Here is a 24,451-nt window from a genome sequence, read left to right on the forward strand (position 1 = left end):
TTTTTTTATTATGATTGAAAATATTTTAAGGCTCACAAAGGTACTTCGACAAGCTCAGTATAAACTACAAACTCATCAAAGAATAAAACTTTGAAGCTCTTTTGTCATTCCGCAGGAAACCTAACGTAGTGGTTCGACGAAGTCAATCTAGACTGCCGAAATTTTCTAAAGAATGACAAAATTGGATTGAAGAGGAAACTTCAACTTTGCGAAGCCGCAGTCCGACTTGAATGGAGCTCATTTTTTCATTGCGATTGTTGAAAAGTTCTATAAATTGCTTCACTTCGTTCGCAATGACAAAATAGCGGGAGCGGAAGGCGGATTAAGCTGCCCAAACCTAACAAAGTGGTTCAATTTCGTCAAATTTTAATTAATGACTCTTGCGCCTTCGTCATTGATTTTGGTGACAAAAGATTCGCTTTCTATATTTTTTTGATTAAGTAATTCTTTGATTTTTAAAGCAATAACTTCCGCAATTTCCTTCTTTTCGCACAAAGCAAAAACCGACGGACCGGAACCGGAAATCCCAAAACCAATCGCACCATTGTCCAAAGCCAGCTGTTTCATCTCATAAAAATACGGAATCAACATTGCACGAACTGGTTCTATGATGACATCTTCGAGACTTCGGCTGACCAAATTAAGGTCATTCGTACAAAATCCTGCGACCAATCCGGCGATATTTCCCCATTGCTGGACGGCAGATTTCAGGCTGATTCTTTCTTTGATGATTTTTCTCGCTTCGCCTGTAGGAACGTCCACGTGCGGATGAACGGAAACTACCGATAAATCCTTTGGGTAAGGTAATCTGAGTGCATCTAATGGCTCGTAACTTCTGACTAAAACCATTCCGCCCAAAAGTGCCGGTGCCACATTGTCTGCGTGTGCATTGCCACAAGCTATGCGTTCGCCTTCAATCGCAAGAGGTAATAATTCCTGTCGTGAAAATGGTTTTCCCATCAGCTCATTAATCGCTACCAAAGCCGCAACACTACTCGCTGCGCTGGAACCCATTCCGCTGTTGAGTGGCATTTTTTTGTAAAGCTCGATATCGATTCCTTGATTGGAATTTATTTTTTCGAGGAATAATCGGATGACGTGGGAAACCACATTTTTCTCTGGGTCTTTAGGGAGTTTTCCGCCGTCACCTTCGATTTTTGTGATAGCGATTTTGTTGGAATCGTTTTTTGTCAGGATGATTTCGTCACCTGGTTCATCTATTGCAAAACCGAGAATATCATAACCGCAAACCACGTTGGCGACTGTTGCGGGAGCGAAAACTTTTATTGTATTTAAAGACATAATTTTCTTTAATTGATTTAATGATAAAAATTTTTAACGCAAAGGCGCAAAAAAAATTCTAAATAATTACTTTTTTAAGTCACAAATTTCTTGGCGGCTTTTCAGCGATTATTTTTTATAATTTTTGAGCCTTTGCGATATTTTAAATTATTGTGCTGTAACTCTTACCAAATCTGCGAAAACACCTGCAGCTGTAACTTCTGCGCCAGCGCCTGGACCTTTTACAACCAATGGTGTGTTTTTGTATCGTGAAGTTGTGAATGAAATGATATTGTCACTTCCTGATAATCCGTAAAACGCGTGATTTGCGTCAACCATTTTCACTTCGATGTTGATTTTTCCGTCTTCCAGAATTCCGATTAGTCTGAGTTTTTTTCCGGATTGTTCTGCTTCATTTTTAAAGGATGAAAAGTAAGGTTCGTTTTTTTCCAGCTCTTCATAAAAACTCGGAATCGAATCTGCTTTGAGACAAGCTTCCGGCAAAAAATCTTTGATGTTGACATCAGACATTTCCAAAGGCAAACCAATTTCTCTTCCAAGGATCAGCATCTTTCTGGAGAAATCCATTCCGTTGAGATCGTCTCTTGGGTCAGGTTCTGTGTAGCCTAGTTCCTGCGCAGTTCTTACAACCTCAGCAAAAGTTTTGTCCCCAACATAATTATTGAAAATATAGGAAATCGTTCCAGATAAAATCGCTTCTATTTTGAGAATTTCGTCTCCGGAAATCCAAAGATCATTCAATGTTTTGATGATTGGAAGTCCAGCGCCTACATTTGTCTCATATAAGAAACTGACGTTGTTCTTTTTTGCTAATCTTTTGAATTTGCTGTACTGTTCGTAACCGGAAGAATTTCCTTTTTTGTTGCAAGTTACCACCGAAATATTATTATCAAAAAGTTGCGGATAATGGCTTACAACATCTTCACTGGAAGTATTATCTACGAAAACTAAGTTAGGTAAATTTTTACTTGAAATAGAACTTATAAATTCTTTTAAATCTGAATTTTGTAAATTACTATTAAAGTTATTATTTAAATCAAAATTGGATTCAAAATTATCGAAAATTTTCATTTCCCGGCTGTTTGTAATTCCCACAACATTGATTTTTATCTGATGATTTTCTTGAAGATTTTTCTGTTCTCTTTCCAATTGTCGGAACAATTCTTTACCGATATTTCCTGTTCCGGCAAACATCACATTGAAGGTTTTTACAGGCGAAAGTAAGAGTGAATCGTGGACTACATTTAGTGCTTTTGAAAGTTCATTTCTTTCAATAACTGCAGAAATATTGAGCTCAGAAGAACCTTGCGCGATGGCGATAATATTGATTCCGTTTTTGCCCAAAGCACTAAAAAATTTCCCGCTGATCCCTCTCGTTTTTTTCATATTCTCCCCGACGACGGAAAGAATACTTAGTTCATTATCGAATTGCGGCTCATCAATTTTGTTGGCATTAATTTCAAATTCAAATTCTTCTTTGATTGCTTTTTCAGCTTTTCTCTCATCATTAAAATTGACCACAAAAGAAATACTGTGTTCGGAACTTGCCTGAGTAATCAGGATAACATTGATATCATATTTTGCCAGAGCATTGAACAATCTTCCACTGAAACCTTTCATCCCGATCATTCCGTTTCCGGTGATATTCACGAGACAAGTTTTCTCGATTGAGACAATTCCTTTGATCAAACCTTTGGAAATTTCAGATTTCTGATGAATCAAAGTTCCTGGATTTTCCGGGTTAAAAGTATTCTTGATATAGATTGGAATCTGGCTTTCGATGGCCGGAATCATTGTCGGCGGATAGATGACTTTTGCACCGAAATAAGACATTTCCATTGCCTCCTGATAACTTAGTTCTGGTTGTGAAAATGCATTTTTAACCAGTCTTGGATCGGCTGTCATAAAACCGTCAACATCTGTCCATATCTGAATTTCATTAGCTTTCAAACCAGAACCAAGAATTGCAGCTGTGTAATCTGAACCGCCTCTTCCAAGCGTTGTTGTATCTTGATTTTTATCTTTCGAAATAAAACCTGTCACGACATAAATCTGATTTTCAGGCTTCCAGTTCTTTAGATTTTCATTGGTTTTGTTAAAATTAACCGAAGCATTTCCGAAGTTGGAATCTGTGACAATCAGCTCTCTCGCATCTTTGTAATGGGAAGGAAAATCCTCTGACTGAAGATAAGTTGCAATGATTTTACTTGACATCTGTTCGCCATAAGACAACAATCTGTCTTTAACTCTACCGGATAATTCGCCCAGATTTTTGACACTGAAAAGAAGATCCTCAATTTCATTAAAACTTACTTTAACCATCATCAGCAAGGGATTCTGCATTATTCTTGGCAATAATCCGGAAATAATATGATAATGTTTATCCTCCGCCGTTTTCAGAATTTCTGAGAAATCATTTTGTGCTAAGGCCTCTTCTGCTGCCGATAATAAAGAATTTGTAATTCCTGAAAAAGCGGAGCAAACCACAATTAAAGGTTCATTTTGATTGAATTCTTTTTCAACGATTAATTTTACATTCTGCAATGCATCTAAACTTCCTACTGAAGTTCCCCCAAATTTTAATACTTTCATTTGTATTTTAGTTATAAGTTTTAAATAAAAAAGCCTTTCTGGAAATTTAGAAAGGCTTTTTTGTATTGTTATTTATTTTTCAATCTTACAAACACACCTCTCTGCGACATACTGTAGTAGTCGTTGTAGAAGTGGTTGTTGTGGTTGTAAAATTCATTGTTATTCTTAATTCTGTTACAAAAATAGAAAAGTGTTTTTAATATGCAAATTATTATTCGATAATTTTAAATATTAATTATTAAATAACTTAAAACATTAATAATAAAACTTACTGTCTTGTTAATCTTGTCGGTGCATATCCAAAATGTTTTTTGAAAGCGTATGAAAAGTGCGACAGATTCTCAAATCCAATTTCATAATAAATATCTATAGGCTTTCTATTTTTCTCAGCAAGTTGATAATGTGCCAATTCCAAACGTTTTTTGGTCAGCCATCTTTGAGGAGTCATATTGAAATTTTTGTGAAAATCTCTTTTAAATGTCGTCAGACTTCGACCTGTGAGATATCCAAATTTTGCTAAAGACATATTGAACATAAAATTTTTCTCCATAAAATCCGATAAGTCAATTTTTCCGGGCTCATCGAAGTTATTAAGAATAGAATCTATATTTTCATCAATAGTCCTCAGAATATTAATAGCCTCATTGATTTTCAAAGAAGCGATATTTTCGGGAAAATTTTCCTGCATTTCGAAATATGGAATCAGGGAGGCAAGACAGCTTTCCAATAAAGGATGCTTATCAAAACTGATGATTTTTGATACCTGTACTTGTGATTTTATATGTTTATGATCATAAAATTCCCGCAGTTTTTCAGTTGAAAGATGCATTGCAACTGCTTTGTGAGGCAATCCGTCTTTCGGATAATTGATGATGGTCGCTAACTGATTTCTTGGAATTAAAAAGGTGTTTCCTGCACCAAGTACAAAACTTTCATCTGCCAGAATGATTTTTGTCTCACCCGAAATCAACCATACAAGCAAATGATCGTCAAAAGCTGCTTCTGTCCTGAATAATTTACCTTCGTAACAGGAAAGTTTAATTTCCGGAGTGATATAATTGACCTTATAATCCATATCTCAAAGTTACGAATATCAACTAAAGTCGAATGTTATCCCTGTCATTTTTTCACTTAATATCCATAATTTTTTTGCATTGATTTCGTCTAATGAATAAGGTTTGATTCCGCCTATTATTGATTTATCAGGACTTAAAATTGCTACATCAACATTTTCGCAATAAACACCACCAAGATTATTCAACAAAGGACTTGTTGCGCACCAAAGGGTTGTTGCCGCACCTTGCGGGATGGTTTTTAGAGAAGCTGCCACTTCTGGTAATATATTTCCTTCCGAATCAACATAACCTAATTTTTGAAATAAATCCAATGGTGCTTCTCGTGATAATTCGGTTTCACCAACGGCACCTGGACACAAAGCATAACTTCGGATATTATATTTTTGTGCACGGTTGTCCAATTCCAGAGAAAAAAGATTGACCGCTGTTTTTGATTGCCCGTAACCTAATAAAGTTTCGTATTCACGTTTTAGGAAATTTGGATCTTCGAAATTAAAATCTGAAAATTGATGTCCACCGGAAGATACATTGACAACTCTTGCGCCATCTGCTTTTTTGAGTGCAGACCATAATCTTGCAGTGAGCTGGAAATGTGCAAGATAATTAACCGCCAATTGAGATTCAAATCCACGTTCATCTCTACGAAGCGGCACCCACATTATTCCTGCATTATTAATTAATAAATGAAGTGCTCTACCCGATTCCAGGAACTCTTTTGTAAATGCATCAATTGATTCTGGTTTGGATAAATCCAGTTCTGCCAATTCTACATTGGGAATTCCTGTTAGATTTCTTTTTGCTTTTTCTACATCCCGTGCGGGAACAACAACTGTTGCTCCAGCTTTTGCAAGTGTTTTTACAGTTTCTAAGCCAATGCCCGTGTTACCTCCGGTTACGATTGCGGTTTTTCCTTCTAGATTAATTCCTTTGATAACTTCTTCGGAAGTTGATTTTGCATTGAAACCCGAATTTATCGGTTTTTGTAATGCGCCTTGATAATTATTCATTTTAAATATTTAATAAGGCAAAGTTAGAACTCATCCAATTCAAAAACTTTGTTCAAACGTCCTATTAAACTTTGTTTAAACGTCCTTAATTTAAAAATTAATCCCAAATTAAAATATAAATATTCATAATATTAATTTTGGAATAAAATTTTTACAACTGATAATCAACACTTTAACTATTTACTTTAAAAATATTTGGTACTTTGTATTGCACAATACCTTTTAGTTTACATATCTTTGCAATGTAAAGTTGGAGAAAGATGTTTTCGGAGGTCGGAAGATTGAAGCTGGAAGTCGGAAGATTTGAAAGCTAAACGAAAACTTAATTATGAAATATCTGACTTTAGTTTTTAAAATTTAAACCAAACAATTAATATGAATACCGAGAACACAAAAGCGCAGATGCGCAAAGGAATTCTGGAATTCTGTATTTTGAGTCTTATCCAACAACGCGAAATGTATGTTTCCGACCTGATAGAATCTCTCAAAAAAGGAAAACTGGATGTAGTGGAAGGAACTCTTTATCCCCTTCTTACAAGATTGAAAAATGGCGAATTCCTCGCTTACAGATGGGAAGAATCCACAAGCGGACCGCCAAGAAAGTACTACCAGATCACAGAAAAAGGTAGTCTCTTCCTCACCGAACTGCAAACGACGTGGCAGGAACTGACAGATTCTGTAAACCAAATTATCTCAAACTCTCAAAACTAATTATTATGAACAAGACATTATCTATAGCACTCGCTGGTTTTTCCTTTACGATAGACGAGCTGGCTTACATAAAATTAAGCGATTATCTTAATGCTCTTAGAAATTCTCTAGACGCCGTTGAGGCTGATGAAGTAATGCACGACATCGAAATCAGAATGGTAGAAATATTCAAGGAAACGCTTGGAAAAAGAGAAGTAATCAATGATTCTGATGTTGAAAAAGTAATTGCTCAAATCGGAACACCAGAACAGATCGACGAACAGGAAGAAGTATATTTCTCTGAAGGGAAACAAAAAAAATCCAAAACTTCTGGTGCTTTTTCTTACAGCAGCAATTCTCAAAAGCAATTGTTCCGTGATCCGGAAAATGCAAAATTAGGAGGCGTTTGCGCAGGTTTAGCATCTTATTTCGGGATGGATGTAACGTTGATGAGACTGATCTGGATCGCCACTTTTATCATCGGATTTCCATTAGCACCATTATTCTTATTTGTTGGATTGCTGTATGTGATTCTCTGGGCAGTATTGCCAAAAGCAGAATCAGCTTCGGATTTTTTGAAAATGAAAGGAAAACCTTTGAACTTCGACAATCTGAAAGAAGAATCAGGGAAAATCGTACAGTTTGCCAACGAAGCAACATCTAAAGCAGGCGAAATCTACACAGAAAGTAAACCAAAAATCAACTCTGGCGGCGATGCCATCCTGAAAATTCTTAAATATTGCTTGGCAATCTGGTTAGCATTGATGGCTGCAGGCTGTTTCATAGGATTATTTGCAATGACATTTGCTTACGGTTCCGGAAAATTCGGGATAGACAACAATCTTGGATTTTATCTTGAGGAAAACAATATGGGATATTTGGTGCTAGCGATTGCGGCTTTGCCAACCATTATCTTCGGAGTTGCCTTCTTATTATTATCAATTAAATTATTCTCTCCGAAAACGAAATTCAACTATGTAGGTCCGGTTTTGGGAACTTTAGGAATCATCTGGATTATACTAATAGGTGTATTAGCAGCGAATGCTTCAAAATTCAATTTTGCTTACAGCGGAGAAAATGAAGATTATGAGAACATCTCTATCACTGCTCCAAATGCAGCTGACACAATCTATATCGACAGCAAAAAAGTGGAAATTCCTGAGAACTTCAAAACTTATTTCGATAATATCTATTCTGATAAGACAAAGATCTTCAAAAAAGATTATCCTAATGTAGAAATCACGAGAAGAGATGACATCAAAACGCCTTATCTGATTGTGAAAAGAGAAGCGGACGGCTACAACCAGCCTCTAAAAATGAAAGTACCTGTGGAAATCGTTGGAAACAGAATTATTTTGCCAAACTACTTCGAATATCCTTACGAATACCGTTTCAGAAACTACAGACTGGATTATGAACTTGTCGTTCCAAGAAATACGAAAGTTATCAATGAAAAAGAATATCAGGTGAATGTAAGCGATGACAATGATAATGACGACAACGATTCTGATAACGATAATAATGACGGAATCACAGTTGAGAAAAATAAGATCAATATCAACGGAACTACCATCGAATATAATTCTGACGAAAATGACAGCGTGAAAATCAATGGGAAATATTACTCCAAAGATTCTGCAGATGTAGTTTTGGAAAGACTGAAAATTGATGAAAAAGTTAAAAAAAGTATTGAAGATCTTAACATCAACATCAAAGACGGTAAGAAAGAGATCAATATCAAAACTAAATAATTTGAGAGTGGATTAGTCGAAAAGCGGGTCAAAAACTGTAAAGAGTTTCCGCTTTTCTTCTAGTTCTTTCCCAAAAAACTAAAAAACTATGTACTCTAAACTAAGAAACAACAGAACGCTGAATTTATTGATTATTGGCATTCGGTTTTTAGTTGGATTTGCTTTCATCCCTTCAGGTCTTAAAAAATTGCTTGGCGAAAGATTTACAAGCATTGGCACTGATAATCCAATTGGTTATTTCTTCGAAGCAATGTATCGGACGGGATTTTATTATGAGTTTTTAGGATTTTGTCAATTGCTTGCGGCATTCCTGTTATTCACTCAGAGATTTGCAACATCAGGCGCTTTGATGTTCTTTGGAATTATTCTTAATATTTGCGTTCTTACGATCAGTATGCATTTTACAGGAACCTGGATCATCACTTCATTAATGCTTTTTGCATCCTTAGTTTTATTAGCTTGGGACTGGAACAAACTGAAACCAATAGTCGGAATCAGAATCTCAGAAACACACGATTACAAAGAGCCTTCATTGATTTGGCAAATCACAGGATTTATTTTATTTATTATTCTACTCTCAGGTTCAATTTTATTAAAATCAAATTAATATGAAAATCTATACTTTTTTACTTTTGATAATATTCACCACTTTATCAAAGGCTCAAACCCACCGTTTTATTTATGAATATCAATTCAAGCCAAATTCCGAATCTACAGAGTACAGAAAAACAAATATGGCTTTGGACATCAACCCTACCGATGTTAAGTTTTATGATTACGAAAACATCCTGAATGATTCTATCAATAAAAAAGGCGGACACAATTACAGCTGGAATCAAACACCGGCCATTAAGAGAAATAAAAATTCTTATCAAAACATCAATTACGAAATGATGATGGATTATTTTTCTTACCAGACAACAGACAAAATGGATTGGAAACTGGAGAATGAAACCAAAACTTCCGGACAATACACTTTGCAAAAAGCAACTACAAAGTTTGGCGGAAGAGAGTGGACGGCCTGGTTCTGCAAAGACATCAATATTGCGGAAGGACCTTACAAGTTTCGGGGTTTGCCCGGGTTGATTTTTGAACTGAATGACAGCAAGAACAATTTCATCTTCAAATTGGTCAAAAGCCAAAAATTGGAAAAAACTTATGACACATCAGATTTTCTGGAAGCTTTTGCAGGCAAGAAACCTCTCAATGTCAAAATTGAAGATATGCACAAACAAATGCTGAAGTTTTACAACGATCCGATGAAAGAACTGAGAGAAAAATTTGATGATGTTCCACCAGGCACTTTCCAGGTTGGAGGAACCAAGATCACAAGCAAAGATCAGTTTAAGGAAATGGCAAAAGTAATGCAGACTCACATTCTTAAAAGCTATAATCCTTTGGATCTTACAAACGCCGTAATATATCCGGCTGTCAATTAAAAATTTAATAAAAAATTAACCAAATTATTATTAATAATATTTGTAATTTCATTAAATTTGTTTCAGAAATACATTTTCTAACTTAAAAAACTATAACAAAATGATACAATTAGTATTAGAAATCGCAATCAAATTGGTCGATTTTTTCACCAGCCTTTTTTGAATGTAAAGAATATCCAGATATTTCTTAGAAAATAAACATATTTTGTAAATTTGTAAAGTATAGCTTTGTGGCTGTACTTTATTTTTTTGTCTATGAAGAAATTTTTAGGAAAAGCCATTCTGAAACTGATCGGATGGAAAATCGTTCTGCAAGGCGATGTCAACAATCTCAACAGATGCATCCTGGTCGTTGCTCCACACACCCACAACAGCGAATATCTACTTGGCAACCTTGCTTATTGGGCTTTGGGCAAAAAACTGAAAGTCATTATCAAAGACCAGCATACGAAAGCTTTCTATGGCGGAATTGTAAAAAATCTTGGCGGAATTGGAATTGATCGTTCTCAGAAAAATGACCTCATCAATTTTGTTGCTAATGAATTCAAAAAAGATGATTTCAGTCTCGTGATCACTCCGGAAGGAACCAGAAGCAGAGTGGAAAAATGGCGTAAAGGTTTTTACAATATGGCTATTGCTGCAAAAGTCCCAATAGTTTTAGCAGGTGGAGATTACAAAAGAAAAACCATCAATCTGGGTTATGCAATTCCTTACGAAAAACTGGAAACGCATACCTTCGAAGAAATCATGGCGGAAATTCAGGATTTCTACATCAAATATGACATTACGCCAAAAATTCCTGAAAACTGGAATCCGAAAATCTATTAAGAATGGACGAAAATAAAAAAATCGAGATATTAGACCGACTCAACAAAGCCAGTAAAAACACTTTAGGAGAGACTCTGGACATTGTTTACACCGATGTTTCCGATGATTTCCTGACTGCGACAATGCCTGTGACCCCAAAAGTTCATCAGCCTTACGGAATTATGCACGGCGGCGCAAGCTGTGTACTGGCAGAGACTCTGGGATCTTGTCTTTCATTAATTAATCTTGACATTACCAAAGCTGTTCCCGTTGGCACCAATATCAACAGCAATCATTTGCGGGCGATAAGAGACGGTATCGTAACTGGAACTGCGACTTTCATCCGAAAAGGCAATACAATGCACGTTTCTCAAATCGAGATCCGGGACGAAAAAGGAAATCTGATCAATCATACGACAATGACGAACAACATCGTTCCTGTCGGGAAAGTTTAAATTAATTTCTATCAATATGATCGTTTTCAGATTGCCCGATTCAGATGTTTTTCATACGCTGGAAAATTCTCAGGAAAAACAGGTTTCGTTTGTAAGCTTTGACACAAAAACAGTTCTTGATTTCAAAGGTTCTATTAAGGAAATCGCAAGAGAGAATATTGAAAACCAAACTGTTTCTCCGAAAAACAAAAGCTCTCTAATAGAAATCGGGAAAGAAACTCAGGATTCTTATGCACTGAAAATCTCTCAGGCTAAAGATTTTATTGAGAAAAATGAGCTTAAAAAACTTGTTCTTTCCAGGAGAAAACTATTGATGTATCTCGACATCGATTCTGAAAAGAAATTATCCCTCACAAAAAGCTTTCTGAAGTTCTGTGACAGCTACCCTTCTGCTTTCTGTTATCTCTTCGAAAAAAATAATGAAATCTGGATGGGCGGATTCTCTGAGGTTTTGGGAAAATTTGATAAAAGAACGAATGCCTTCGAGACAATGAGCGTGGCCGGAACCCTTCCATTGGAAGAAACCTGGACAGATAAAGAAATTGAGGAGCAAAAAGCAGTGACGGATTATATACAATCCATTTTGAGAAAATTCTCATCCAACTTAAAAATTTCTTCAACCAAAGACCTCATCTCCGGAAATATCAAACATTTGAAAACTGATTTCTCGGCAGAAATAAGTCCGGAAAGTCTGGATAAAATCATATCCGAATTACATCCAACGCCTGCCGTCTGTGGTTTTCCAAAAGAACTTTGCGCTCAGGGAATTAAAAGCATTGAGCATTTTAACCGTGAATTCTATGCCGGTTATATTAAATTAGAAACCGAAGATTTTATCTATTATTTTGTAAATCTGAGATGTGCCAGTTTTTTTAAAAATTACGCTTTTCTATTTGTTGGCGGCGGCATTACTTTGAAAAGCGATTCACAAAAAGAATGGGAAGAAACAGAATTGAAATCTTTGGCTATACAGAATAATTTGATTTTTGAATAAACAAATAAGAAATGTTTATTTAGCCGATGTAAGTTTAATTTTAAGTCATAATTTTTTTATAAATATTCTTTTAAAATTACTTTTATTAATATTTTACAATAGTGACATTATTTAAAACCGAAATCATAAGATTTCGGTTTTTTTTTATTTATTTATTAATTATTTTATTAATTTTACAACAAACTGACAAATATGAATCAGCTTTTAAAATTAATTTTAACTGGTATATTGATTTTATGCCTTTTGAAAATGCCTTATCTATTTGGCAGGATTTCCGGATATATACTGTTTGCTGGTTTCGCGTGGCTCACTTATGATGCTTCCCAAAGGAGAGATCATCTGGATATGAAAATCTTTATAGTACTGACGATTCTTTATAACCCTTTTATAACATTACCATTTCCACACTTTTTATGGGTAATTATTTATGTTATAGTCATCATTGGGATGATCCTCAATATTTTATTTGCAGAGGAAAATCCCTATGAAGATTACACAAAAAAAGATGACCGTTAAGTCATCTTTTATTTTATAATCCTACTTCTACTTTAAAGCCAGCGTTTACTTTAATTTTGATAATACCTGCAGCTACTTTTGAACCTGTAATCTCGAGAATAAAAGAGTTTTGTTTTGATTTTAAATAATCAATAAGATCTGTGTTTGCTGTTGGCGTGAAATTAATAATTGATTTATTTGTATTGCCCGTTACTTCGGCAATAGGTTTTTTGGGAAGATCAGGTGTTTTTATATATAATTTCGCATCCTTGATCGCATCTAATTCCAAACCACCAGTCGTAGGAATCAGCTCAATACTGAAACTATTTAATTTTGCTGACTTTAGATTATTAATTGACAAAGACGGATATGCTTCTTTGATTTTAGCATCTACGTCAATATTAACAGGAATTTCCGGATATGTTACAGGGTCTGTTGTATTCGCAGTTGCCAATGGAATCTGAGCATCAAAATTTACAGGTATTGTAAACGGAACTGGAATCGAAATATCATCAATTATATCCTCTACTTTACTACAACTGTTGATGACATTACCAGCTACCAGAATAGCAGAAATCATCAATATATTTGTTACTATTTTTCTCATAATTTTATTTTCTTTATAAACATACAAAAATATGCCAAGATTATTGCAGATTATTTAATGATTGATGGTTTCAACGTCTGCAATTGTATGCTTATGTCTGAAAAACAAACCAAAAAGTACAGCAATAACCAAAGAATACGCTGCAAAATAAAGCCAGATCTGATGCCAGTCTTTTACAAATACAACGTTTGATAAAGTGCCGTCAGCATTAACCATAGAATTAAATGAATTTTTCAATATTCCCAAAAAAGTAGTATTCTCAGGCGTTGTTTGCAGATAGGATGATAATTCGTTGACTGTGGTAAATTTAATTGTAAAGAATTTGTCAATTGCCCAGCCAGCAATATAACTTCCAAGAACAGCTCCAAAACCGTTGGTCATCATCATAAATAAACCTTGAGCAGAAGAACGTATTTTTTTATCCGTTGTAGTTTCCACAAAAAGTGAGCCCGAGATATTGAAAAAATCGAAAGCCATTCCGTAAACCACACAAGATAGGATAATCATCCAAAGTCCATTCACGGGATCTCCAAAAGCAAACAGCCCAAAGCGTAAAACCCAGGCAAACATACTTATCAGCATTACCTTTTTGATCCCGAACTTTCTCAGGAAAAATGGAATTGCAAGAATAAATAAAGTCTCAGAAATCTGAGAAATAGACATAATTATTGTTGATTTTTCTACAACAATTGAGTTGGCATATTTTGGAAAATTTGCAAATTCACTTAAGAAAACATCACCATAAGCATTTGTTAATTGCAAAGCTGCGCCTAAAAGCATTGAAAATAAAAAGAACAATGCCATTTTGAAGTTACCGAATAACTTAAAAGCGTTCAGTCCCAATTGTTCAGAAAGCGGTGCACTTTTATCAATTAATTTCTGGGGCGGACACTTTGGAAGTGTTAATGCATATAAGCCTAATAATATTGCAACACCGCCAGCTATATAAAACTGCCCTTCTGTTGATTTGTTTCCTGTAAGATTTGTGATCCACATTGCAACGATAAATCCGATTGTTCCCCAAACTCTGATGGGCGGAAAGTCTTTTACAACATCCAAATGACTGTTTTTCAGAATGGTATAAGAAATAGAGTTGGTCAAAGCAATAGTCGGCATATAAAAACACATTGCCAACAACATAATATAAAAGAATGAATCCGGTGTTTCCGAATGTGGCAGAATGAAAAGCACAACACCGTAAAGAATTTGCAAAACAGAATAGATTCTCTCAGCATTGACCCAACGGTCTGCGATGATTCCCGTGATGGTTGGCATAAAAATCGAGGCAATTCCCATTGTTCCGAAAACAGCACCGAACTGCGTCCCATCCCAATGTTTGGTCCCAAACCAGAAGTTTGCCATCGTTATCAGCCAAGCTCCCCAAACAAAGAATTGCAGAAAGCTAAGTATTGTCAATCGTAATTTTAGACTCATTATATAAAATGATATTAGTATTGGTTAATCGATTTTTTTATTTCTCTTTTTGATTTCCTCCTGAAGTCTGAGCGCAGTGTCATAATCCTCTTCTTTCACGGCATCTGCCAATAATTGATTCAGTTCCTCTAACGTGAGGCCTGAAAGATCATTGAAATCTGCAACTTCTTCGGATTCGGGTTCTTCATCTCCTGTTTTCGGTGTTTCATCGAGTTCCAATAAAATTCCGGCTTCATTCAAAACATCGGAAGTCGTGAAAATCGGCGCATCAAAACGGACAGCCATTGCAACAGCATCAGAGGTTCGGGCGTCCAGAATCAGTTCTTCGTCTGACAATGGATTCTTGAAATTGATATTTGAGAAGAAAACGCCGTCTTTGATCTGATAGATGATGACAGATTCGATCTTGAAGTTTGTATTTTTCACAAACTGGGTGAACAGATCGTGCGTCAATGGACGAGGTGGATTGATGTCTTTTTCTAATCCTAAAGAAATGGATTGAGCTTCAAAATTTCCTATAACAACAGGCAATTTGACTGATGTTTCTTCATGTTCCAGTAACAGCGCATAAGCTCCCGATTGGGTTTGGCTGTAGGATATTCCGCGTATGATTAATTTTTTATAATCCATTTAGCAAATATAAAATTTTTTGGTAATTTTCATTGAGAAATTGTTGATTTTTACGTTGTTTTCGCTAATAAATCATTAGATTTTTAACTATTCCGATTTGATAATTAATAAAACAAATTTTTAAAATGCTGAATTGCAGCAGCCCGGCCTGAGTGGAGCTCTTTTTCGTTTTTGATAAAAACGAAAAAAGCGGGAACGGAGGAAGGATGAAGCTGCTGAAATAATCATATTTCTTAAAACGAAAAAACCTGAGTCAATGACTCAGGTTTTGAATTTATTTTGAGGAATTTTACGCTCCCTTCAAAGCTTTGATTTTCTCTGTCAATGCAGGGATGATCTGGAAAGCGTCGCCCACTACTCCATAATCCGCAGATTTGAAGAAAGGTGCTTCCGCATCGTTATTGATCACAACAATTGTCTTGGAACTGTTCACACCAGCCAAATGCTGGATTGCACCGGAAATACCAACCGCAATGTAAAGATTCGGAGAAATTGCTTTCCCAGTCTGTCCAACGTGTTCTGTGTGAGGTCTCCAACCGATATCGGAAACCGGTTTGGAGCAAGCGGTTGCTGCGCCCAAAACGTTTGCCAGATCTTCGATCATTCCCCAGTTTTCAGGACCTTTCAGACCTCTACCAGCCGAAACTACAACTTCTGCTTCTTTAAGATCAAGCTTACCTGAAGATTGTTCGTGGTTGATCACTTTTGTATCTTCGTTGGCGATGCTCAATTCTTTCACTTCTTCTGAACCGGACGCCTGATTTTCCTTAATACCATAAGCATTCTGAGAAACGGTTACAATAACGCCCACTGCATCTGCTTTTGCGTGCATAAATCCTTTTCCTGAAAATGCTCTTCTTTTAACCTGGAAAGGAGAAGTGCTTTCAGGAACTTCAATTGCGTTGGTGATCAAAGAATAATTTTTCTGAATTGCCAACATTGGCGCAACAGACGATGCATCTGTTGTGTGAGGAAAAACGATGATGTTTCCGTCGAAAACCTGAGCTATTGCTTCTGCATAAGCTTTGGAACTGAAATTCTTAAGACCTGCATCTTTTACATTGATGACTTTATCTGCGCCATATTTGTAAAGTAGATCTGAAGAATCTGTAGGATTGATAGAAATCGCTGTAACTGAATCTCCGGTTTTTGCTGCGATTGCCTTTGCATAAGAAACGGCTTCAAATGCTGCTTTTTTATAAATTCCGTTTATATTTTCTGCATATACGAATACTGCCATGATTTTAAAATTTAAAGATTAAAGAATTAAATTACTTTTGCCTCTTCGTGAAGTAATCTTACCAATTCGTCCAGGTTATCCGCAGAAACCAGTTTCACAGCTGCCCTTGGTGCAACACTGTCAAAGGAAACCGCTTCCACTTTTACTTCTGTGTTAGAAGGTTCAACAACAACTAATGCTTTCGTTCTTGCAGACATAATGCCTCTCATATTCGGGATGATGAGATCTTTTTCATCTACCAAACCTTTTTGTCCTGCGACAACAGCCGGTAGTTTTACAGAAATAGTTTCTTTTCCACCCTCGATTTCTCTTACAGCAGTCGCTTCTGAACCATTCACTTCTAATCCAACAGATGCATTTACAAAAGGAAAATTAAGCAATTGCGCTACCATTCCCGGAACTGCACCTCCATTATAATCGATGGATTCTTTTCCCATTAGGATCAATTCGTAACCGCCATCCTGAGCCACTTTCGCAATTTCTTTAGCTACAGAAAAACTGTCTTTAGCTTCTGTATTAACTCTTATTGCATCATTCGCTCCTATTGCCAAAGCTTTTCTGATAACTGCTTCTGTTCCTGCATCTCCAACATTCACAACGGTTACTGTTGCGCCTTGAGATTCCTGTAATTTTATAGCTTTTGTTAAAGCAAATTCGTCCAAAGGATTTATCACCCACTGGATTCCGTTTTTGTCGAATGCAGACTTGTCTGCCGTAAAGTTAATTTTACTTGTAGTGTCTGGAACACTACTAATACAAACTAATATTTTCATTTTATTGTGATATATTTTGTTATATGAATTTGGCTAATTTATATAAAAAATGCTATGCATGCATAATTTATTGTTATTTATTAAATAGGATTCTGTAAGCCTTTATTAATCGGATATTTAGAATTTTCACAAATAACAAAGCCTATAAACACTGATTAATTTGGTAAAAAACCAATTGCATTTTTATGTCTTAATTAAGAAAAATTAAAAAATTGATTTTAAAAGCGTACATCTTTATATTGAGATTCAGCTGTTTTCAGCTACTATTTTTATCTTAATAAAACTCTAAAAACCATCCCTATGCAAGTCCTATGAACAGAGCGTTTGTATAGGTGTTGAAAAACACACGTGTCTTTTCACTAAAACTCTCGTGTCTTTTTATGTAAACACACGTGTCTTTTTATCAAAACTCTAGTGTCTTCTTATTAAAAGGTATGTAGGTTTTTAAAAATACCCTTAACCGTTGAAAAATATTGACTTTTATTCCTATAGATTTTTTGTTGATTTTAAAAATCTAACTTGAGTTATTTCTTAACCTGGCTTGCTCTGAATTCAATTTTACTTGGCAAAACTCTTGGATTCATATTCAGCATATCTAGGACGAGATTTCCCATATCTTCCGGCTGGATTTTCCATTCGTCTTTTTCTGAAGGTACATTTCCATTGAAATATGTGGCCACAGAACCCGGCATTATTGTAGAAACTTTGATGTTGTATTTTCTAAGGTCAATCATTGCAGCTTGCGTAAAACCGACAACTCCAAACTTCGAAGCGTTGTATCCAGCACCATTTTCAAAGAAGTTGGTTCCGGCAAGACTGGCAATCGTAATGTAATAACCTTCCGATTTTTTGAGTTCTTCAACCGACGCTTTCAATGAATAGAAACAGCCTGTCAGATTGGTTTCCTGCATAGCGTTCCAATCTTCGATACTTAGTTCATCCACTGGTTTGAAGATTCCTAACCCGGCATTGGCAATAACAACGTCGAGACTTCCAAATCTTCCTATAATCTTGGAAACGGCATTCTCTTCATCATTAAAATTCCTGACGTCTGAACTGACTCCGAAAATACTTTCTGAAATCACTTTAAGTTCCGAAACAGCTTTATCAACATCTTCCTGTTTTCTTCCGCTGATGGCGACTTTGTGACCGTTTTTCAGCAAGACTTCTGCAATTCCGAAACCGATTCCTTTGGTTCCGCCTGTGATGTATATAACTTTTGACATAATTTGATAAATTTTTATTTTAATTAAACAGACAGACCATTTAAAAAAAGATTTATAATATTTCTCGCAGATCAGGCAAATTTTGCAGATTTAATAAGAGAAAAAATCTGCTTAATCTGTCCAATCAGCGAGACTAATTTAAACAATCCTATCTCATTTCTTGATTAACATTATATAAAAAAAGACAGCATCAAACTGTCTTTAATTTTTTATCCTTTTGCGTAAAACTCAAAGAAATAAGGGATACTTTCTATTCCTTTGTAATAATTGTAAAGTCCGTAATGTTCGTTTGGTGAATGGATTGCGTCGGAATCCAAACCAAATCCCATCAATACAGATTTTGCGCCCAACACTTTCTCGAACAAAGACGTAATTGGAATACTTCCGCCACTTCTATACGGTAATACTTCCTTCCCAAACGCTTTTTCCATTGCTTTTTTTGCCGCCTGGAATTCTTTGGTATCGCTTTCCAAAACGTAAGGCATTCCGCCGTGGTGAGGTGTTACTTTTACTTTTACACTTTTCGGAGCGATCTTTTCGAAGTATTTTGTGAATTTTTCTGTGATCTCTTCAGGTGTTTGGTTTGGAACCAATCTCATTGAAATTTTCGCAAAAGCTTTGGAAGCAATCACCGTTTTTGCACCTTCACCAATGTAACCGCCCCAGATTCCGTTGACATCTAAAGTTGGTCTGATGGAAGCTCTTTCCAAAGTCGTGTAACCTTCTTCTCCCTGAATATCATTAAGGCCAATCGATTTTTTGTAGCCTTCCGGATCGTCTTTCAGTTTATTCATTTCGGCTCTGTCTTCATCGGAAACGATCAAGACATTGTCATAAAAACCATCGATTGTAATGTGTCCTTTTTCATCAATCAAATTGCCTATCAACTTAGACAATACATTGATTGGATTCGGAACTGCGCCGCCATAAAGTCCGGAATGAAGATCACGATTTGGACCTTCTACCTCAACTTCGACATAACTTAAACCTCGCAAACCTGTTGTAACAGTTGGCTGTTCATTAGAATAAATATGGGTGTCGGAAATTAAAATCACATCGCAGCTTAGTTTTTCCTTATTATCTTCCAGGAAATCTGCAAGACTAGCAGAGCCAACCTCTTCTTCTCCTTCAATCAAAAACTTGACATTACAAGGCAAAGAATCGGTTTTCATCATCGCTTCAAACGCTTTTACGTGCATAAAGAATTGGCCTTTATCATCTGCGGAACCTCTAGCGAAAATAGCACCTTCCGGATGAAGCTCGGTCGTTTTCACAACTGGTTCGAATGGGTCGCTTGTCCATAATTCCAATGGATCTGCCGGCTGAACATCGTAATGTCCGTAAACCAAAACGGTTGGTAAATTGGTGTCAATGATTTTCTCTCCAAAAACGATTGGATAACCTTTGGTTTCAAGGATTTCCACATTGTCTGCACCTGCAACTTTTAGGTGTTTTGCTACTTCGTCGGCACATTTCAGCACTTCGGATTTGTAGGCTGGATCTGCGCTGATGGAAGCGATTCTAAGGATGTCGAAAAGTTCGTCGAGAAAACGTTGTTTGTTTTCGTTGATGTATGTTTGTGTTGTACTCATTTTTTATTATAATTATTTTTTGAACGCAAAGAGCGGAAAGATTTTTTTAATTATTGAAAATATTTTAAGTTTCGCAAAGGCGTAAAACTCATCAAAGAAAACAATAATCACATTAATATATTTTTTCTTTATATGAGGTTCGTAAAAATAAAAAATGTCCTGCAAACGCAAGACATTTTTTGTTATAATATTTTTATAAAATTCTGACTAGTGCTCAGCTTTTGGTGCTTCAGTAGCTGATGGAGCGGTTGCTTTGGATTCCATTGAAGTTGCTTTTGCTGTATCAGCAATTGTGTGTACAGCTTTTGCAGTATCTGCAGTCGGCTTATAAGTTCCGTGAGGTGCATTTGGGTCATCATATCTTACAATTTCGTCTGTTTTTTTCAAACGCCCTTTGTTCCCTCCGGCAGGAATGTCACAAGAAACAACTAAAATAGCGGAAGCCAACAATATCACTGATTTTTTCATTCTTATAATTTTGATGCGTCAAAAGTAGTGAAAAAGGAATTTTCGGCAAAATTATTTTTTGTAAAATGTATATAATTAGTGTACTCTATAATAAGTCTAATTTAGTTTTGCGTGGAAATTTGAAATGTAGACAAAACCTCGACTTTGCGAAGCGCGCCCCGACTTGAGTGGAGCTCATTTTTTTGCTGAGGGAAAAGCCCTGGCAAAAATAGCGGGAACGGAGGGCGGATAAAGGCGCCCAAATAAAAACCTGACTCAAATGAATCAGGTTTTTTTTAATTTATCAATTGCTTATTAAGCTTTTCTTTCCAGAACTTCGTCTACCATTCCGTATTCCTTAGCTTCGGTGGAAGTCATCCAGTAATCTCTGTCAGACGCTTTCTCAACCCATTCGTAAGTTTGTCCGGAGTGGTCTGAAATGATATCATAAAGTTCTTTTTTCAACTTCAGCATCTCTCTCAAGTTGATTTCCATATCGGAAGCTACACCTTGCGCACCGCCGCTTGGCTGGTGAATCATCACTCTTGAGTGTTTCAAGGCGGAACGTTTTCCTTTTTCGCCTGCTACCAAAAGAACTGCGCCCATTGATGCTGCGATTCCTGTACAGATTGTCGCTACGTTTGGTTTGATGATCTGCATTGTGTCATAGATTCCCAATCCAGCGTAAACGCTTCCACCAGGGGAATTGATGTAGATCTGAATGTCTTTCGCCGAGTCAGAACTTTCCAAGAAAAGCAATTGTGCCGTCACGATATTTGCCACTTGGTCGTCGATCCCTGTTCCCAAGAAAATGATCCTGTCCATCATCAATCGGGAGAAAACGTCCATTTGTGCAACGTTCATTCTACGCTCCTCCATAATGTAAGGCGTCAGGTTGGTCGGGTTAAACATTCCCATATATTGATCTGTCACCAGACCGTTGTTTCCCAAATGTTTTACTGAGAAATCTCTGAATTCTTTTTTAATGTCCATATTATCTGTGGTTGTTTTTTAAATCTTTTATTGAGTTTGCAATTTCTATTCCTTTGCTAAAGTAGGACTTTCTGTCACAAAATGCGAAATAATTCGCTGTCTAATTTGTTCTTTAATTGAGTGAGAAGGATAATTTGCTGGTAAACCTGCGTTCTATCTTCATCATCGTTGAGAGAATTTTTGAGATCATTGATGAGTTTCACAACATATTCTCTTTTGTGTCGCAGAACAATGTCTGAAACAAGCTTTGGGACGACTTCTTCCTCTGTGCTGAAATAGATATTATGCTGATTCCAATTGCTGGTCTGGTAATTATCAATAAGTGCATTTGCCAGTTTTCCTGACACTTCCTCGTCCATAAAATTAAAGAAAAACTGACCGGACCGCAATTCCTTCTGCTCGATTCCCTCTTTGATTTCGGAAATTATTTTTTGATTGATATTGAGTTGTATTTCATAATCATCCTCGTTCAGATGATTCAGGATCTCTTCTATGACAGTGATCTGATAATCGTTGCCTTCGTGATCTTTTCTATCGAGAATGAGATCACCATATTTCAGCATCAGATCTACCAATTTTTCTTCGAGGACCAAAAGCGGATTTATTGTTATTAAAGCTTCCTGAACGACTTCCAGCTTCTGCGTAACTTGTTTTTCCTGAGTCGACGAAGGTTTTCTTTCCTGATTTGGTGCGTTTTTATGAATCTCAAGTTCATTGAACAAACTTTGCTCGCTGAGACCAAATTTATTGGAAACCTCTTTCAAATAAACTTCACGTTTCAATCCATTCTGAACGAAGGCGACAGATTTGACAATATCACGGATCGCTTCAGCTTTTTTGATCGGGTCAGTTCCTGCATCTCTGAGAAGAATTTCTGCTTTGAAATCGATAAAATCCTTAGCTTCTTTGTCAATGAAATTTTCAACATATTCTTGCGGATGTTTTCTGGCGAAAGAATCCGGATCGTCGCCGTCCGGGAAAAGCAAAACCCGGATATTCATCCCTTCGGAAAGCAACATATCGATGCTTCGGAAGCTGGCTTTGATTCCTGCATTATCACCATCGAAAAGGATTGTTACATTTTCGGTGAGACGTTTGATGAGTTTAATTTGTTCCGTTGTCAAAGACGTTCCGGAACTCGCCACCACGTTTTCAATTCCAGATTGGTGAAGCGAAACAACGTCCATATAACCTTCCACCAAAAGGCATAGATTTTTTCTGGAAATGGCCTGTTTGCCTTGATTCAGACCATAAAGAACGTTGGACTTATGGTAAATTTCGGTTTCGGGAGAATTGAGATATTTAGCCGTTTTGACATTATTCTTAAGGATCCTTGCGCCAAAACCTAAAACTCGACCGGAAAAACTATGGATTGGAAAAACTACACGATCACGGAATCTGTCAATCCCGGAAGGTGAATTTTCCGGAAAAATGGAAAGTCCGGATTTCTCTAGTATTTCTTTGGAATAAGCTTTATCTAAAGCAAATTCGGTGAAGGCATTTTTCTTTTCGGGAGAATATCCGAGTTGGAATTTCTTGATAATATCATCCCGAAGTTCTCTTTCTTTGAAATAAGAATAGGCGATCATTTGACCTTCCTCAGATTCCCAAAGTTGCGTTTGGAAAAAATCATTGGCAATCTCGTGGATTTTGTACAGAATATCACGTTCGGTTTGCGCTTGTATCTGTTCTTCGGAATATTCTTTTACGTCTTCCTTGATTTCGATTCCGTATTTCTTCGCAGCGTGGCGAAGTGCTTCCGGATATGTGAAATTCTCGATTTCCATCAGGAAAGAAATGGCAGTACCACCTTTTCCTGTGGAGAAATCTTTCCAAATCTGCTTGCTTGGAGAAACGACAAAACTTGGCGATTTTTCCTCATGAAAAGGACTCAGACCCTTGAAGTTGGAGCCCGCTCTTTTCAATTGAACGTATTCGCCAATGATTTCTTCAACCCGAATGGTCGAAAAAATCTGATCTATGGTTTCTTTTGTAATCACGAGGTAAATTTAGAATTTTTAAGTCTGTAAACAAAAAATCCCGAATTGGAATTTCGAATTTATACAATTTAAAAAAATGTATTTTGAATCTTCAGACTGAATAAGGTGAAAGGTATATGTCTGAACAGCACCATTATTAACAAAGTAAAAAAATTGAGTCTAAATTTGAAAATCCAATATGATGCAAATATTAAATTTACATTTTATATAAAAAAATAATTTATTTTATATTATTTTTGCAAAATGAGAAAAGACGCAAAGTCTTCAAATGCACAAGTAGGGATGGAAACTGTTTTTTTAAAAAAAATTCAGCGTTTGTTCGTACTTTTTTTTGTTTTTCTCATCAGTCTTTTCTCGGCACAAGAAAAACCGGAAGGACAGATTAATACAAATACGGTTATAACAGTTACCGGCGATGCTTTTATTTATTCAAAAGACAAGGCTTTTAATGATCAGATCCGTAATAACAAAAGCATAAAGGCAACTTCAGAAATTGTTGAACTGAGCAACAATACGGTATTAAAAATAACTGCCAAGAATGCCGGCAAATCTCCAAAACTAATCTCTAAGAAGAAAAAATCCAAAAATATTGTTTTAGCTTCTAAAAGGGAAAACAAATACAAATCGGAGACTTATCCTAAAAAAGATACCAATCTACAAATAAAAAATACGGATGAAGGCAATCAATTCCTGACGGGTTCTTATTCTGCAAGAATTTCCTTTGTTCCGCCTACAAATGATTCATCTTTATCAAAATATTTTATAAATTATAATGTAAGGTTAGAAAATATTTCTTTAGTATTTTCACTTTACATCAATCATTTTTATAAAACCAACAATTCGAAATTACAGGTATTTAGTAATGTTTTTTCTGTAAGACCTCCTCCCGGTCTGATTTAAT

Annotated in this window: 23 protein-coding genes; 9 read left to right on the plus strand and 14 right to left on the minus strand. The window is 36.1% G+C overall.

Annotated features, from left to right (window positions below):
- Nucleotides 1-366 precede the first annotated feature (366 nt).
- The 4 genes from ACFJGY_RS12935 to ACFJGY_RS12950 form a co-directional block, all read right to left on the minus strand.
- Entirely contained in the window at nt 367-1,302 is a 936-nt protein-coding gene (locus ACFJGY_RS12935; RefSeq protein ID WP_379964543.1) for a homoserine kinase, read from the minus strand.
- 147 nt (nt 1,303-1,449) lie between these two features.
- A complete protein-coding gene (thrA, locus tag ACFJGY_RS12940; protein ID WP_379964545.1) occupies nt 1,450-3,894 on the minus strand; it encodes a bifunctional aspartate kinase/homoserine dehydrogenase I in 2,445 nt (814 codons plus the stop codon).
- Nucleotides 3,895-4,162: 268 nt separating this feature from the next.
- Nucleotides 4,163-4,969, minus strand: a complete 807-nt coding sequence (locus ACFJGY_RS12945) for a helix-turn-helix domain-containing protein (RefSeq protein ID WP_379964547.1) — start codon at nt 4,967-4,969, stop codon at nt 4,163-4,165.
- An 18-nt stretch (nt 4,970-4,987) separates the two neighbouring features.
- The gene (locus ACFJGY_RS12950; RefSeq protein WP_379964549.1) at nt 4,988-5,977 is read right to left on the minus strand and encodes an SDR family NAD(P)-dependent oxidoreductase; all 990 of its coding nucleotides are present in this window, start codon (nt 5,975-5,977) and stop codon (nt 4,988-4,990) included.
- Nucleotides 5,978-6,352: 375 nt separating this feature from the next.
- Here ACFJGY_RS12950 and ACFJGY_RS12955 point away from each other — a divergent pair, with 375 nt between their 5' ends.
- The 8 genes from ACFJGY_RS12955 to ACFJGY_RS12990 all read left to right on the plus strand — a co-directional run bounded on the left by ACFJGY_RS12955 (nt 6,353) and on the right by ACFJGY_RS12990 (nt 12,629).
- Nucleotides 6,353-6,688: a PadR family transcriptional regulator gene (locus ACFJGY_RS12955; protein WP_379964550.1), complete on the plus strand. Its 336-nt coding sequence runs from the start codon at nt 6,353-6,355 to the stop codon at nt 6,686-6,688.
- 5 nt (nt 6,689-6,693) lie between these two features.
- Complete coding sequence (locus ACFJGY_RS12960) at nt 6,694-8,418, plus strand: PspC domain-containing protein (RefSeq protein WP_379964552.1); 1,725 nt, start codon at nt 6,694-6,696, stop codon at nt 8,416-8,418.
- Between the two features lie 88 nt (nt 8,419-8,506).
- Nucleotides 8,507-9,025 carry a DoxX family protein gene (locus ACFJGY_RS12965; RefSeq protein WP_379964554.1) on the plus strand — a complete coding sequence of 173 codons (519 nt, stop codon included), beginning with the start codon at nt 8,507-8,509 and terminating at the stop codon, nt 9,023-9,025.
- A 1-nt stretch (nt 9,026) separates the two neighbouring features.
- On the plus strand, nt 9,027-9,857 hold the full coding sequence (locus ACFJGY_RS12970) for a GLPGLI family protein (RefSeq protein WP_379964556.1): 831 nt from the start codon (nt 9,027-9,029) through the stop codon (nt 9,855-9,857).
- A gap of 255 nt (nt 9,858-10,112) precedes the next feature.
- Entirely contained in the window at nt 10,113-10,685 is a 573-nt protein-coding gene (locus ACFJGY_RS12975) for a 1-acyl-sn-glycerol-3-phosphate acyltransferase (protein WP_379964558.1), read from the plus strand.
- 2 nt (nt 10,686-10,687) lie between these two features.
- Nucleotides 10,688-11,119: a PaaI family thioesterase gene (locus ACFJGY_RS12980; RefSeq protein WP_379964560.1), complete on the plus strand. Its 432-nt coding sequence runs from the start codon at nt 10,688-10,690 to the stop codon at nt 11,117-11,119.
- 16 nt (nt 11,120-11,135) lie between these two features.
- Nucleotides 11,136-12,113 (plus strand): chorismate-binding protein, encoded by a 978-nt coding sequence (locus ACFJGY_RS12985; RefSeq protein ID WP_379964562.1) that lies wholly within the window; start codon nt 11,136-11,138, stop codon nt 12,111-12,113.
- 192 nt (nt 12,114-12,305) lie between these two features.
- Entirely contained in the window at nt 12,306-12,629 is a 324-nt protein-coding gene (locus ACFJGY_RS12990) for a DUF6804 family protein (RefSeq protein WP_379964564.1), read from the plus strand.
- 13 nt (nt 12,630-12,642) lie between these two features.
- Here the strand turns inward: ACFJGY_RS12990 and ACFJGY_RS12995 are convergent, their stop codons facing one another.
- From ACFJGY_RS12995 to dnaG, 10 genes are all read right to left on the minus strand, one after another.
- The gene (locus ACFJGY_RS12995) at nt 12,643-13,215 is read right to left on the minus strand and encodes a hypothetical protein (protein ID WP_379964566.1); all 573 of its coding nucleotides are present in this window, start codon (nt 13,213-13,215) and stop codon (nt 12,643-12,645) included.
- 54 nt (nt 13,216-13,269) lie between these two features.
- Complete coding sequence (locus ACFJGY_RS13000; protein WP_379964568.1) at nt 13,270-14,649, minus strand: nucleoside permease; 1,380 nt, start codon at nt 14,647-14,649, stop codon at nt 13,270-13,272.
- A 24-nt stretch (nt 14,650-14,673) separates the two neighbouring features.
- Nucleotides 14,674-15,279: a bifunctional nuclease family protein gene (locus ACFJGY_RS13005; RefSeq protein WP_379964570.1), complete on the minus strand. Its 606-nt coding sequence runs from the start codon at nt 15,277-15,279 to the stop codon at nt 14,674-14,676.
- Nucleotides 15,280-15,568: 289 nt separating this feature from the next.
- Nucleotides 15,569-16,519: an electron transfer flavoprotein subunit alpha/FixB family protein gene (locus ACFJGY_RS13010; protein ID WP_379964572.1), complete on the minus strand. Its 951-nt coding sequence runs from the start codon at nt 16,517-16,519 to the stop codon at nt 15,569-15,571.
- Nucleotides 16,520-16,545: 26 nt separating this feature from the next.
- A complete protein-coding gene (locus ACFJGY_RS13015) occupies nt 16,546-17,292 on the minus strand; it encodes an electron transfer flavoprotein subunit beta/FixA family protein (protein ID WP_379964574.1) in 747 nt (248 codons plus the stop codon).
- A 524-nt stretch (nt 17,293-17,816) separates the two neighbouring features.
- Nucleotides 17,817-18,518, minus strand: a complete 702-nt coding sequence (locus ACFJGY_RS13020; protein ID WP_379964576.1) for an SDR family oxidoreductase — start codon at nt 18,516-18,518, stop codon at nt 17,817-17,819.
- A gap of 209 nt (nt 18,519-18,727) precedes the next feature.
- Nucleotides 18,728-20,110, minus strand: coding sequence for a dipeptidase (locus ACFJGY_RS13025; RefSeq protein ID WP_379964578.1), 1,383 nt, complete (start codon nt 20,108-20,110; stop codon nt 18,728-18,730).
- Nucleotides 20,111-20,317: 207 nt separating this feature from the next.
- Entirely contained in the window at nt 20,318-20,578 is a 261-nt protein-coding gene (locus tag ACFJGY_RS13030) for a hypothetical protein (protein WP_379964580.1), read from the minus strand.
- Between the two features lie 294 nt (nt 20,579-20,872).
- Nucleotides 20,873-21,550: an ATP-dependent Clp endopeptidase proteolytic subunit ClpP gene (gene clpP / locus ACFJGY_RS13035; RefSeq protein WP_028122990.1), complete on the minus strand. Its 678-nt coding sequence runs from the start codon at nt 21,548-21,550 to the stop codon at nt 20,873-20,875.
- Nucleotides 21,551-21,624: 74 nt separating this feature from the next.
- Nucleotides 21,625-23,550 (minus strand): DNA primase, encoded by a 1,926-nt coding sequence (gene dnaG / locus ACFJGY_RS13040; protein ID WP_379964582.1) that lies wholly within the window; start codon nt 23,548-23,550, stop codon nt 21,625-21,627.
- 243 nt (nt 23,551-23,793) lie between these two features.
- Between dnaG and ACFJGY_RS13045 the strand changes: the two genes are divergently transcribed.
- Nucleotides 23,794-24,450: a hypothetical protein gene (locus tag ACFJGY_RS13045; RefSeq protein ID WP_379964585.1), complete on the plus strand. Its 657-nt coding sequence runs from the start codon at nt 23,794-23,796 to the stop codon at nt 24,448-24,450.
- The last annotated feature ends 1 nt before the right edge of the window (nt 24,451 follow it).

Source organism: Epilithonimonas sp. UC225_85, from assembly GCF_042695135.1.
Lineage (GTDB): Bacteria > Bacteroidota > Bacteroidia > Flavobacteriales > Weeksellaceae > Epilithonimonas.

Coding starts and splice junctions, on each gene's coding strand:
- ACFJGY_RS12990 (WP_379964564.1), top strand. CDS start 12,306: ATGAATCAGCTTTTAAAATTAATTTTAACTGGTATATTGATTTTATGC.
- ACFJGY_RS13045 (WP_379964585.1), top strand. CDS start 23,794: ATGAGAAAAGACGCAAAGTCTTCAAATGCACAAGTAGGGATGGAAACT.
- ACFJGY_RS13020 (WP_379964576.1), bottom strand. CDS start 18,518: ATGTCAAAAGTTATATACATCACAGGCGGAACCAAAGGAATCGGTTTC.
- ACFJGY_RS12960 (WP_379964552.1), top strand. CDS start 6,694: ATGAACAAGACATTATCTATAGCACTCGCTGGTTTTTCCTTTACGATA.
- ACFJGY_RS12950 (WP_379964549.1), bottom strand. CDS start 5,977: ATGAATAATTATCAAGGCGCATTACAAAAACCGATAAATTCGGGTTTC.
- clpP (WP_028122990.1), bottom strand. CDS start 21,550: ATGGACATTAAAAAAGAATTCAGAGATTTCTCAGTAAAACATTTGGGA.
- ACFJGY_RS12980 (WP_379964560.1), top strand. CDS start 10,688: ATGGACGAAAATAAAAAAATCGAGATATTAGACCGACTCAACAAAGCC.
- thrA (WP_379964545.1), bottom strand. CDS start 3,894: ATGAAAGTATTAAAATTTGGGGGAACTTCAGTAGGAAGTTTAGATGCA.
- ACFJGY_RS12985 (WP_379964562.1), top strand. CDS start 11,136: ATGATCGTTTTCAGATTGCCCGATTCAGATGTTTTTCATACGCTGGAA.
- ACFJGY_RS12955 (WP_379964550.1), top strand. CDS start 6,353: ATGAATACCGAGAACACAAAAGCGCAGATGCGCAAAGGAATTCTGGAA.
- ACFJGY_RS12935 (WP_379964543.1), bottom strand. CDS start 1,302: ATGTCTTTAAATACAATAAAAGTTTTCGCTCCCGCAACAGTCGCCAAC.
- ACFJGY_RS13030 (WP_379964580.1), bottom strand. CDS start 20,578: ATGAAAAAATCAGTGATATTGTTGGCTTCCGCTATTTTAGTTGTTTCT.
- ACFJGY_RS13025 (WP_379964578.1), bottom strand. CDS start 20,110: ATGAGTACAACACAAACATACATCAACGAAAACAAACAACGTTTTCTC.
- ACFJGY_RS12945 (WP_379964547.1), bottom strand. CDS start 4,969: ATGGATTATAAGGTCAATTATATCACTCCGGAAATTAAACTTTCCTGT.
- ACFJGY_RS13015 (WP_379964574.1), bottom strand. CDS start 17,292: ATGAAAATATTAGTTTGTATTAGTAGTGTTCCAGACACTACAAGTAAA.
- ACFJGY_RS13010 (WP_379964572.1), bottom strand. CDS start 16,519: ATGGCAGTATTCGTATATGCAGAAAATATAAACGGAATTTATAAAAAA.
- ACFJGY_RS13005 (WP_379964570.1), bottom strand. CDS start 15,279: ATGGATTATAAAAAATTAATCATACGCGGAATATCCTACAGCCAAACC.
- ACFJGY_RS13000 (WP_379964568.1), bottom strand. CDS start 14,649: ATGAGTCTAAAATTACGATTGACAATACTTAGCTTTCTGCAATTCTTT.
- ACFJGY_RS12975 (WP_379964558.1), top strand. CDS start 10,113: ATGAAGAAATTTTTAGGAAAAGCCATTCTGAAACTGATCGGATGGAAA.
- ACFJGY_RS12965 (WP_379964554.1), top strand. CDS start 8,507: ATGTACTCTAAACTAAGAAACAACAGAACGCTGAATTTATTGATTATT.
- ACFJGY_RS12995 (WP_379964566.1), bottom strand. CDS start 13,215: ATGAGAAAAATAGTAACAAATATATTGATGATTTCTGCTATTCTGGTA.
- ACFJGY_RS12970 (WP_379964556.1), top strand. CDS start 9,027: ATGAAAATCTATACTTTTTTACTTTTGATAATATTCACCACTTTATCA.